Below are 11,581 nucleotides of genomic sequence, written 5' to 3'. Positions count from 1 at the left end.
GATAGCCCTTCAACACTCTGCGAAGACGGGGAGAATAACCATGGGTGGCGATGCAGCTTTATCAGGAGAGACCAGACATTCTGGTCTTACTCTAGCCGCGTCTGAAATTGCCGCCCGTGACACTTTCCTGGCTCGACTGGCCACCGAAGGTTTCGAGGGGGACGTCACCCCTCAGGTCTCTGCACGGCTCGTCGCGGCAACCGACAACAGCATCTATCAACGCCTTCCCACGCTCGTCATTTACCCCCGCACCATTGAAGACCTGAATCGGGCCGTTCGCGCGGCTGCCGGGGGACGCTTGACACTCGCTGTACGGGGCGGAGGTACCGGCACGAATGGCCAGTCCCTGACGTCCGGCATCATCGTAGACGTGGCTCGATATCTTGATCGTATTCTGGATTTCGATGCTGAAGCAGGGCTGGTTACGGTTGAACCTGGTGTCGTGCTGGCCAGATTGAATGCATTCCTGAAGCCGCACGGCTATTTCTTCCCGCCGACAGTTTCAACCGCAACCCGGGCTACCGTCGGGGGCATGGTTGCCACCGATGCGTCAGGCAAGGGGTCCCGTATCTATGGCCGCACGTCTGATTATATCGAAACCATGGACGTGGTGTTGTCTGACGGGTCTGATCTGCATGTTGGAAAACTCTCGCCAGCGGCTCTAAAGCAGGTTGAGGCAAAAGAGGATCTTCCAGCACGGATTTACCGGGAAGTTCATCGGGTCATCACGGAGCGGGCAGACGAAATCCGTCGGGTCTTCCCAGATATGAACCGGGGGCTCACAGGCTACAACCTGCAGAATATCCTGCTGGAAGATGGGCAATTCAGTCTGGCCCGACTGCTCGCAGGTTCTGAGGGAACGCTGGCCCTGACAAAGCGCATTGTTCTGCGCGTGCGACGTTTGCCAAAGTTCAGGCAGCTTCTGGTCGTCCGTTATGCCAGCTTCGATCATACGCTACGGGACGTTCAGACCATTCTTCCGTCCGATCCGTCAGCTATCGAAGTGCTTGATGACCGGGTGCTGGAAAAAGCATCACAAGATATCGTCTGGCAATCTCTCGAGAGCGTTTTGGGTGCCCGGTCCGAAATCCCGGTCCGAGGTATGAGCTTCGTGGAGTTCGTCGGAGATGACGCCGATCATCTGCATCGACAGATGCAGGAGGCGGTGACTCTTCTTGAGAGCTCTCCGTATGAAGTCATTGATTATAAACCTGTTTCAGATCAGGAGATCATCAATCAGCTGTGGACGTTACGGGAGAAATCCGTCGGACTTTTAGGGCGGCCTGATGGCCATAAACAGGGCGTGGCCTTTGTAGAGGACACAGCTGTCCCGCCAGAAGCCCTTGCCGACTATGTTGCTGAATTTCGGGCGATCCTAGATAGCCACAACCTGTCTTATGGCATGTTCGGACACGCCGATGTTGGCTGTCTGCACGTCCGCCCGTTTCTGGACATGCTTTCCGAGAAAGATCGGGCGCTAATCCGGCCGATTTCCGATGCCGTTGCAAATCTCACCAAGAAGCATGGCGGTCTGCTGTGGGGTGAACATGGACGGGGCTATCGTGGAGAATTTTCCCCGCTGTTCTTCGGAGAAAAGCTTTTCAGAGAATTGTGTAAAATCAAAGAAGTCTTTGATCCTGAAGATATTTTCAATCGGGGAAAGCTGGCTCCGGTTGGCGACGCCTATCCCGTGGACCGAATTGACGGGGTCCCGTTCAAAGGTCAGTTCGACGAACAGATTTCCGCTGATTTGCGGGAAAAATTTGGTCTTTCCGTCAGCTGTAACGGCAACGGGGCTTGTTACAACCGCGAGCCAGACATGGCGATGTGTCCATCCTATAAGGCGACAAAGGATCGGCTCCAGTCACCTAAAGGACGCGCTACTCTTCTGCGCAGTTGGGCACGACTGAACTCCCTGCCAGACAGTGCCCCGGACAAGAATGCTCTGCCAGAACTGACCGCCGAGCTTAAAGCCTCTCTCGATACCTGCCTGTCCTGCAAGGCCTGCGCGACCCAGTGCCCGATCCGTGTGGATATTCCCTCCATGCGCTCAAAGTTTCTGGATCTATATTTCCGAACCCGCCAGCGCCCGGTGAGAGACTATCTGGTGTATTGGCTGGAGCCACTACTCGGAATTGGGCGACGGATGCCAAGACTGGCCAACGCTCTGATGCAAAATCCACTATCGGCTGGAGTTCTGAAAAGAGTTGGAGTGGTTGATCTTCCAGCATTGAAGCCAGCGTCTCTTCCACGAACAGCTCTTCTGACACGGGAATGGCTTCGGCAAGCAGGGAAGAATGATCGCTCTGTAGTCCTGATTCAGGACTCCTTTACCGGCACTTTCGACGGCGGCGTTATCGAAAGCGCTTATGCTCTGCTGTCTTCACTCGGCATGGATGTGCGTGTCACGCCCGTATGGAATAACGGTAAGGCACGGCACGTCCGCGGTTTTCGCAAGGGGTTCACCTCCACCGCACGTGAGACACTTCGGCAGCTTCGCAATATTGGCCGTCACAATATTCCTGTCGTCTCTCTGGATGCTGCAACCGGCCTGATGTTCGAGCAGGAATACAAGGACATAGCAGGCACGGAAGCCGTCCCTTGTGTTCTTTCTCTGGAAGGCTTCCTGAAACTCCAGATTGCAAAAGGCCTGATCAAGAAAAACGTCCCTACCACTGAAACGATGGCCCTGACTGTCATATCACACTGCACGGAACAGGCTGTACGCCCGGGAAGTGCACAGGACTGGGTCACCGTTCTGCAACATTTAGGCATACACGCTCAGGCTGGCAGGGCTGGATGTTGCGGAATGGCTGGACTATTTGGTCACGAACGAGAGCATGCGGATCTCTCGGCAGCCATTTTCGAACAGAACTGGGCTGAAAAAGGCGACGTGCTGGCGACAGGATTTTCCTGTCGTTGTCAGGCGAAGCGACTTGCCGGAAGGCGTCCGGCACATCCTGTGGAAGTTCTTTCTGCCCGCATTCAGAGGAAAATTCCGGAAGACTATTCAACATCATGAATTTAAATAATTTTGTTCGCTATCCTCGATTTTCAAAGACCATTATTTTTCCGATCCTGTTACTTTCGATTTACCTCTTACTTGCAATTCATGTTTCCTCTCTATGGCCCAAGACTTCCGATCAGGCGTCTTATTTCCTGGCGGGGCTTGATGTCCTCAATGGCAATTGGCGCCTGAAGGACTGGATACTGACGCCCCCTGATTTCTGGACGTCTGACATTCCATTAAGCGCCGCTCTTGCAGGCCTGTGGCACATACTTGGCCACCCTGCAGGGAGCCCACTTCTGTTGATGGTTCAGCCTGCCATTCTCTGGACCGGCGTTGTGACATCAGCGTTTGCCGTAGTCTTCGTCCGACTTTCTGACTTCAAGTCCCGTCTGGGAGCTGCAGCACTCTTATTGCCCGTTCTGGCCTTCCCGTTAATGCGTTCGCCGATCGCTTATTTTATCACGCTTTCGGCCATTCATATGGGCGCACTGCTATATGGGCTCTGGACCTTTCACTGGGCTGATCGTTTTCTTTCAGTCGGCACCTACCGGTCTCTGGCCATCCTTTCGTTGCTGCTTTGCTTCGGCATAATTGGCGATCCACTACTGGCTGTTACGGGAGCAGGAGCCATCCTGCTTTATGTGCTCCTCGCCAGAGACGTTTCGTGGAGGCGTCGCGCACTGCTCGTGACTGCCACCTTTCTCGCAGTCAATCTGGCGAGATTCATCCTGCATTTAAATACGGCAACCGGAGGCTTCGAAACCGAGCCACTGGAAACGAAATTCGCATCCTGGGACCAGATCAGCAGCAATCTGTTCACAACCTTCCGCTCTGTCCTTCTGGTCTATGGTGCAGAGCCTTCAGGCCAGATCGTCGGGACGGTCATCCCGGAGTGTCTCCGCCTGTCCCTCGTGGTGCTTGCACTGGCAGGAGCCTACCGTGTCGCCCGGACAGGCTGGATGAGCGGCGGCCGGGACAATCCCTTTTGCTCCATGCTCGTAATTTCTGCCTTGCTGGACTTTACGGCACTCGCCGCTAGTAACCGCATTGCACTTGACGGTAGCCCCGTTGCAGTGGCGCGCTATCTTTTTCCCCTCTGGCTCGATCTTGCCTGTATCGCTGCTCTTGTCTGGCCACGACGTCGTATGGCCGTCTGCATCTCAGCAGCCGTGCTGGCCGCGACCCTGATCACAGATTACCGAGACATGCCGCCATGCTCCACGGGGATTCTCAGCACGGAAGATAATCAGCTTCTCAAACGCCTGGAGAAGGACTTCCCGGCTAACGGCATTGGTACCTGGTGGAGTTCTGGAAATCTCGAAGTCGCCTCTCTGGGGAAGCTTCATGTGTATCCCGCTGTGACCCAGGGAGACGGAACCATTGTCCCCTTCATGCATATTCGCAAACGCATGAACTGGCACAGCTTTGATGATAAAGCTTTTTTCGTCGTGATTCCTCATCCTGAAGAGACATTCACTGAGGCTGGTGCGCTCAAAACTTTCGGCACACCAGCGGCTCGTGTGTCAGAAGGCCGGTACACGATCCTTCTTTACAACGTCGATCACCTTCCTGCGCGAGGCTCCTGACCAATCCGGAGAGGTGTGTTACACCCGTCCCGGTTTTTCTGGCGGGCTTTTTTGGGAGCGCATGCATGACGGGACCTCACATTCTGGTTCGCGGAGCCGGGGTCGCTGGAATGGTCACAGCGGTCGCTCTGTCCGAGCAAGGCGCCAAGGTCACAGTCCATGATGCAGGCGGTCGCGTGGGGGCCGGAGCGTCATGGTTCGCGGGCGGGATGCTTGCGCCGTGGTGCGAAGCAGAATCTGCGCCCGATGAAGTCACACAGGCCAGCCTGACATCCCTCGACTGGTGGAAAACCCATGTTCCGGACGTCGTACAGGCTGGAAGCCTCGTGGTTGCTCCTCCGCGTGACACACCTGAGCTTGCGCGGTTCGGGCGTCGGACTAGTCATTTCGAAACAATCGGCGTTGAGCGCATCCGAGCTCTCGAACCCGATCTGGAAGATCGCTTCGACAAGGCGCTGTTTTTCCCGGCAGAAGGCCATGTCGATCCACGCAAAGCCCTTCAGGCCCTCGCGGACAGGCTGGTTCAGAACGGCGGAACCCTGCTGTCTCATCCGCAGGCGGATGAAACGCTCTTTGACTGGATTATAGACTGCACAGGCGTTGCCGCGCGTGACGTCCAGAAAGATTTGCGAGGAATGCGTGGCGAAATGGTGCTTTTACGCTGCCCCGAAATCACGCTTCATCGCCCGATCCGAATGCTGCACCCACGTATTCCGGTTTATATCGTGCCACGAGACAACTCCGTCTTTATGGTCGGTGCAACCATGGTGGAAAGCGATGACACCCGCGCCATTACAGTGCGCGCCATCACGGACCTTCTGAACGCCGCCTACACGCTTCATCCGGCTTTTGCTGAGGCTGAACTTCTGGAAGCCAATGCCGGGCTAAGACCCGCCTATCCCGACAACGTTCCCCGCGTCCGGCGAGATGGCAACAGGATTTCCCTTAATGGCATGTATCGTCACGGGTTCCTGTTATCGCCAGCGCGTGCAAGGGAAGTCTGTGACATCATTTTCGGAACAGATCGGGCCTGAACCCTTTCTTCCTCATACAGCCCTGGATGGGAGAGACATCATGCAGATCACCGTCAATGACGAACCCAGAGAGGTTCATGCCCGAACCCTTGGAGCCATTCTTGATGAGCTGGGCTACGGGAAAGCCCGCGTTGCAACCGCCCTGAACGGCTTTTTCGTTCCCGCAACACAGCGGAGCCTCAAGGCTGTGGACGAGGGAGCTGTTCTTGAAATCCTTGCCCCGATGCAGGGAGGCTGAAGCATGAAATTTTACGGTACTGAACTGTCCTCCCGTCTGATGCTGGGGACGGCGCAATACGACAGCCCGGCCATTCTTGCTGATGCAGTCAAAGCAGCGCAGGCAGGCGTTGTGACGGTATCCCTTCGTCGTGAGTCCGCAGGCGCACAGGCAGGGCAGGCGTTCTGGTCTCTGATCCAGAGCCTTGACGTTCCGGTCCTGCCCAATACCGCTGGCTGCCATGGTGTTCGTGAAGCCGTTACGACGGCCCAGATGGCTCGCGATGTCTTCGGTACGAACTGGATCAAGCTCGAAGTGATCGGGCAGGGTGATCTGCTCCAGCCGGATGTCTTCGGGCTTGTGGAAGCAACGCGCATTCTGACGGAAGATGGGTTTCAGGTCTTCCCATACACCACGGAAGACTTGGTCGTCGCAGAACGCCTGCTTCGAGCCGGCGCAGAAGTCCTGATGCCATGGGGCGCGCCGATTGGCTCGGGCAGGGGATTGAACAATCTTTTCGGCCTCCGGGCTCTTCGTGGGCATTTCCCGGATGTCCCGATGGTTGTGGATGCGGGAATTGGAAAGCCGTCTCATGCGGCGGCGGCGTTCGAACTCGGATATGACGCCGTCCTGATCAACACAGCCGTCGCCAAGGCTGGCGATCCGGCACAGATGGCGAAGGCTTTTCGTCTGGCCTGTGAAGCCGGCCTGGCAGGTTATGCCGCAGACCCTATGGAAGAACGCGATATGGCGGTGCCATCGACCCCGACACTGGGTCTGGCCCGTAGCCTTGGTGGAGAAATGCTCTGATGTCCCGTCTGCCTTCAAAGATTTATCCGGTCGTTGATCATCCGCGCTGGGTTGAGCGCCTTGGCGGAGCGGGCGCACGCTTCATTCAGCTTCGCCTCAAGGATCTTCCGCCCGAAGAACTGCGCGCCCAGATCGAAACCGCACAGGAACTTGCCGTACGCCATAATGTCGCCCTCGTGCTGAACGATTACTGGGAACTGGCAATCGAACTCGGCTATGAATGGCTGCATCTGGGACAGGAAGATCTTGATACAGCTGATCTGGATGCCATCCGGCAAACAGGTATCTGCCTCGGCATTTCGACCCATAGCCACGAAGAGCTGCAACGCGCTCTGGCCTGCAAGCCGGATTATGTTGCGCTTGGCCCAATCTGGGAAACGAAACTGAAGAAGATGGCGTTCGGTCCTCAGGGCGTTGAGCGTCTGACGGAGTGGCGGGAACTCTGCGGTAATGTTCCCCTGGTGGCCATCGGGGGCATTACGCTGGAGCATCTGCCAGCCTGCCTGAAAGCTGGAGCCGACAGTGTGGCTGCCGTCAGCGACTTCATTCGTGCGGAAGATCCGGAAAGTCAGGTAGAACAGTGGCTTGCCGCGGCAGACACATAATTTGAAGACAACGCTATCATGAGGCGGAAACGCTCTCTAGGATGGCTTTCGAACTAAAGGAGTACGGAATACAATGATGGTGACAGGGCTTGCAGCCGTTCTTCTCGCGATTGCGTTCCTGCTCACGCTCGTCAGCATCATTCAACCTCTGGCCAAACGGCTTGAGATTTCCGAAACGGTCCTGCTTGCTCTCGCTGGTATTGTCCTCGGGGGAGCAGCCTCTCTTGTCGTACGTTCGTCAGCCACGGACCTGCTGGATGGCGCGGCTGAAGCCCTGATCTACTTTCCGATCAACAGCGAAGCCTTCCTGCTGATCTTTCTGCCCATTCTGGTTTTCCAGGGTGCTATGGCCATTGATGTAAGACGTCTGGCCCATGAAACGGCAACAGTCCTTCTTTTGGCCGTGGTCGCGGTCGTGGTTTCAACCGCGACAATCGGTTTTGCGCTCTACCCGTTTGCCGGTCAGAGCCTTGTTGTCTGCCTTCTGCTCGGCTCCATCGTCGCCACGACCGATCCATCGGCAGTGGCTGGCATCTTCCGGGAAATCGGCGCTGCGTCACGGCTAACCCGCCTTGTTGAAGGCGAGGCGCTCCTGAACGATGCTGCCGCCATCGCGATCTTTGCCATTCTGCTGGCCTCCGTCACATCGCACCGGCATATCCATCTCGGTGAGGCTGTTGTTGATTTCGCGTCTGCTTTCGGCGGTGCAATCGTCGTAGGTGTCTGTCTCGGTCGGCTGACGCTTCTTCTGATTGCGGGTCTGGGTGGTGCACCAGCCGCCGAAATCACGCTCACACTCGCATTGCCCTACACGGTCTATATCCTATGTGACGAAATGCTTGGGTTCTCCGGTGTGGTTGCGACGGCCGCCGCAGGCTTGACGGTTTCTGCCTATGGCCCGTCAACCTTTCGCCCACAGGTCTGGCGCTTTCTGAACGAACTCTGGCAGCAACTGGTTTTCTGGGCAGGATCACTCGTGTTCCTGTTGGCATCCATGCTGGTTCCGCGTCTGCTGATCGGCATGACCCGCTGGGACTGCGTGCTGATCCTGATCGCCAGCGTGGCAGGCCTTCTGGCGCGTGGTGCCGTCGTGTTCGGTCTGCTACCCATTCTGGCCTTTACGAAGCTTTCCCCACCGGTACCCACACCGTTCAAAGCCACCATGGTCTGGGGTGGTCTGCGTGGTGCCATTACGCTGGCACTGGCGCTGGCCGTGACGGAGAACCAGAGCGTCTCCAGCCCTGTCGCGCACTTCATCGGTATCATTGCCACGGGCTTCGTTCTGATCACGCTGCTGGTTAACGGTACGACCCTGCGCTCGCTCGTGCTGTTCCTGAAGCTCGATCAGCTTTCCCCGATTGATCAGGCCATTCGCCAGCAAATTCTGGGCATTGGTCTTGGCGAAGTCGCTGAACGCACCCGCGTCATGTCCGACGAGCTTGGCTTCAGCGAGCAGACACGCATCGGCGTCATCAGCCGCATTGAAAAACGTGCGGAAAAGGAGAGGGCGGCCAATAATTTTGAATCCGCCCTGAGTGATCGTGCCCGCGTGAATATCGCACTTATCACGATCGCCAATCAGGAACGCTCCCTGCTTCTGGATCTCTTCCGCATCCAAGGCCTGTCCCGCCGTGTAATGGAGACGCTTCTCCGCACGGCTGAAGCCATGTCAGACGGTGCCCGACTAGAAGGGCGCTATGGATACGTCAAGGCTCTGAAGCGCCGTCTCCAGCCGCCTCTACGCTTCCGTGTTGCTCAGGATCTGCACAGTCGCTTCCATTTCGATGAACCGTTGATGTACGCGATGATGGAGCGTTTCGAGATGCTCATCATCGCGCATCTGGTGTCTCTGTCACTGCAACGCTTTGTCCGTCAGCGTATGGAGCCAACGCTTGGCCCACGCATTACGGAAATCGTGTCCGAAGTTCTGGGTCGTCAGCGCAAGCTGCTTGATGATGCGCTGGAAACATTACGCCTCCATTATTCCGGGTATTCAGAAGCTCTGGAAAGCAGGATCCTGCGCCAGATCGCCCTGCGTCTGGAAGACGAGGAATACGACGCGCTTCAGGCCGACAATCTGATTTCTGAAGAACTCCACCGGGAACTGCATCGCGATATCGAACGCCGCAGTGCACGCCTTGAGGCGCCTTTGCGGTTCAACTTGAAGAGCGGTATCGAACAGCGCATGAGAGCGTTCCCGGCGTTCAATGGCGTGCCCGACAGCGTATTGCATACGCTTTCCCGCAAGGTCGCAATGCGGTTCGTCTCTCCGGGAGAAGTTCTGTTCAAGCGCGGGCAGAATGTCCGGACGGTCTATGCACAGGTCGCAGGTCTGGCGGAAGTTCATCTACCGGAGCGGGAAATCCTGTTCGGGAGCGGTGATCTGATTGGTGCGGCCAGCGTCATCCGGAGCGAGCGCATGCCCGGGACCGTTCGCGCTCTTCAGTTCAGCCACTTATTGGCTATTCCTAAACCCGTCTTTGAACGATTGATCCACGACTACCCAATCGTTCAGCGCCTTATCATCGCCCGGAGCAACAAGCGGGCGGACGGTCTGCTCGATCCGTACGTCCTACAGACGGCAGAAGGCGTCAGACTGGCTCCATCACAGGATATGAGACGGATCGTCTCTCCCTGAGGGCAGATTTTCCGGGGCCAGAAGGCTCCGGAAAAAGATCGAACAGAAGAGCAAAATCACCGCGGCCACCAGACTGGCACCACTGTGCAGAAGCCAGAACGGAACGTCCCCGATATGCCCGATCAGGGTTGAGAGCTTGCCAATGGTCAGATTGGCCACGAAGAGATGGAGCGAGAAGCAGGATACGAAAATCGTATTCAAACTGACGGGCGCTGCACGGGAATACATTGCCATTCCAATGGCATAGCTCATGCTGAAGCCGATATCGTTGATGATATGAAAAGCCAGCCCCCAAAGCAGGCTGATCTGGTGGGGCCCAGGATAAAGCCACGACGCCAGGGCCAGCACAGCCGGGCCAAATGAGGCAATAAAAGTACCGATTGCAACCTTGGTGATTTCTACTGGCTCAGCCCTGTGTTTGGCATACATGCGCCAGAACCAAAGGACGCAAATCGTCATCAGAGTGCTGATGAAGCCATCGAACGAGACAAGGCTGCTGACAGGGAACAGATGCCCGAAGAACGTCAGTTGATAGTGTTCGCGGCCCCATAACAGGTACCCGTCAAAAATCTCATCATTAGGAAGCGCCCCCAAGGCCAGCACTGGCAGCAAAGCCAGAAGCAGGATGCTTGTTTTTTTCTCGCGAAACGTCAGGCGTGGGCGAGGGGATGACGCCTTGAAAATCGCATCCTCAGGCAACCAGCGACGCCCAAAAAGATAAACAATCAACCCGATCAGCATGCCAAAACCGGCGGTGAGAAATCCCCAGTGCCAGGCTTTCGCCGCCAGCATTCCGCAAAGGGCAGGTGACACAATGACGGCAGCCTGCACACCAAGGGAATAAATCTGATAAGCGTCTGACCGTCTGCGATCATCCAGCGCATAAAGTGCGCCAACCTGCGCCCGAAGACCACCAGCGGCTCCAATGCCCAGCAGCAGGAGCACAAAGGCCAGAACAAAACTCCAGTCGAACGACATCAGGATATGCCCGATTGTCATCAGAATGGCGCCCAGAAGAATGGTTCTGGTTTTACCCAAAAGCCGGTCAGCCACGAAGCCACCCAGTAGGGGCGTGGCGTAAATCAGAGCGAGGAATAGCCCCGTTATGGCGCCAGCCGTCGCCTGTGTCCCGACCGGAGCATAAAGGGCACCCAGAATGGCTTTTACAGCGCCCATACCCCAGACATTCTCAATATGCCCTGGCTGAAGAAGATGATCAGCCAGATACAGAACAAGGATGGACTGCAATCCGTAAAGGGAAAATGCGACCCATCCTTCGGTCAGGACGAGAACCCAGAGCCCCCTCGGATGACCAAGAATCTCCTTACGGTCAGGGATAGTCAAAGCATCGATAACGGGATCGTTAGGGAGCACTTCAGTCAAAGCAGACCTCGGAGACGAGAGGGGAAAACCCTTCGTAGCGGGCAGCCGGACGCGGGGTAAAGAGGGGATGAGAAGGCCATTGGCAAAATGCCAATACGCAAAACTGTGGCAAAATGTCCCAATTCAAGTCTATGGCAAAATGCCATGTATTGCGTCATCACAACTGCTTGTGGCGTTTTGCCACTGAGATCAGCCTTCGATTTTAGAAGGATATTTTTCAGGAAAACCGCAGAAAACTGCCAAGAATAGTGATTATGGCATAATGCCAATACCTCAATATTGCCAATGCAGAGGCGTG

Annotated in this window: 8 protein-coding genes; 7 read left to right on the top strand and 1 reads right to left on the bottom strand. The window is 56.2% G+C overall.

Annotated elements, in window-relative coordinates; genetic code table 11:
• Positions 1 to 40: 40 nt before the first annotated feature.
• The 7 genes from GFR01_RS11975 (at position 41) to GFR01_RS11945 (ending at position 9,900) form a co-directional block, all read left to right on the top strand.
• The gene (locus GFR01_RS11975) at positions 41 to 3,022 is read left to right on the top strand and encodes an FAD-binding and (Fe-S)-binding domain-containing protein (protein WP_099182645.1); all 2,982 of its coding nucleotides are present in this window, start codon (positions 41 to 43) and stop codon (positions 3,020 to 3,022) included.
• 290 nt (positions 3,023 to 3,312) lie between these two features.
• Positions 3,313 to 4,596: a hypothetical protein gene (locus GFR01_RS11970; protein ID WP_244902291.1), complete on the top strand. Its 1,284-nt coding sequence runs from the start codon at positions 3,313 to 3,315 to the stop codon at positions 4,594 to 4,596.
• 65 nt (positions 4,597 to 4,661) lie between these two features.
• A complete protein-coding gene (thiO, locus tag GFR01_RS11965) occupies positions 4,662 to 5,630 on the top strand; it encodes a glycine oxidase ThiO (protein ID WP_099182643.1) in 969 nt (322 codons plus the stop codon).
• A 40-nt stretch (positions 5,631 to 5,670) separates the two neighbouring features.
• The gene (gene thiS / locus GFR01_RS11960) at positions 5,671 to 5,868 is read left to right on the top strand and encodes a sulfur carrier protein ThiS (protein WP_099182642.1); all 198 of its coding nucleotides are present in this window, start codon (positions 5,671 to 5,673) and stop codon (positions 5,866 to 5,868) included.
• A 3-nt stretch (positions 5,869 to 5,871) separates the two neighbouring features.
• Entirely contained in the window at positions 5,872 to 6,657 is a 786-nt protein-coding gene (locus tag GFR01_RS11955) for a thiazole synthase (protein WP_063904700.1), read from the top strand.
• A complete protein-coding gene (thiE, locus tag GFR01_RS11950) occupies positions 6,657 to 7,262 on the top strand; it encodes a thiamine phosphate synthase (RefSeq protein ID WP_099182641.1) in 606 nt (201 codons plus the stop codon). The genes GFR01_RS11955 and thiE overlap by 1 nt, the downstream gene beginning before the upstream one ends.
• A 73-nt stretch (positions 7,263 to 7,335) precedes the next feature.
• The gene (locus tag GFR01_RS11945; protein WP_063904702.1) at positions 7,336 to 9,900 is read left to right on the top strand and encodes a cation:proton antiporter; all 2,565 of its coding nucleotides are present in this window, start codon (positions 7,336 to 7,338) and stop codon (positions 9,898 to 9,900) included.
• On the opposite strand, the gene GFR01_RS11940 is transcribed toward GFR01_RS11945, so the two are convergent.
• Entirely contained in the window at positions 9,868 to 11,274 is a 1,407-nt protein-coding gene (locus tag GFR01_RS11940; RefSeq protein ID WP_099182772.1) for a peptide MFS transporter, read from the bottom strand. The two genes, GFR01_RS11945 and GFR01_RS11940, sit on opposite strands and share 33 nt — an antisense overlap.
• Between the last annotated feature and the right edge of the window lie 307 nt (positions 11,275 to 11,581).

The organism is Gluconobacter frateurii (assembly GCF_002723955.1).
Lineage (GTDB): Bacteria > Pseudomonadota > Alphaproteobacteria > Acetobacterales > Acetobacteraceae > Gluconobacter > Gluconobacter frateurii.
The sequence above is the reverse complement of the archived record's forward strand: the minus strand, read 5'-3'. Positions and strand labels throughout refer to the sequence as shown.

Excerpts from the sequence above, each read along its gene's own strand:
- GFR01_RS11970 (WP_244902291.1), top strand. The coding sequence starts at position 3,313 with ATGGTTCAGCCTGCCATTCTCTGGACCGGCGTTGTGACATCAGCGTTT.
- GFR01_RS11975 (WP_099182645.1), top strand. The coding sequence starts at position 41 with ATGGGTGGCGATGCAGCTTTATCAGGAGAGACCAGACATTCTGGTCTT.
- GFR01_RS11945 (WP_063904702.1), top strand. The coding sequence starts at position 7,336 with ATGATGGTGACAGGGCTTGCAGCCGTTCTTCTCGCGATTGCGTTCCTG.
- GFR01_RS11955 (WP_063904700.1), top strand. The coding sequence starts at position 5,872 with ATGAAATTTTACGGTACTGAACTGTCCTCCCGTCTGATGCTGGGGACG.
- thiO (WP_099182643.1), top strand. The coding sequence starts at position 4,662 with ATGACGGGACCTCACATTCTGGTTCGCGGAGCCGGGGTCGCTGGAATG.
- thiE (WP_099182641.1), top strand. The coding sequence starts at position 6,657 with ATGTCCCGTCTGCCTTCAAAGATTTATCCGGTCGTTGATCATCCGCGC.
- thiS (WP_099182642.1), top strand. The coding sequence starts at position 5,671 with ATGCAGATCACCGTCAATGACGAACCCAGAGAGGTTCATGCCCGAACC.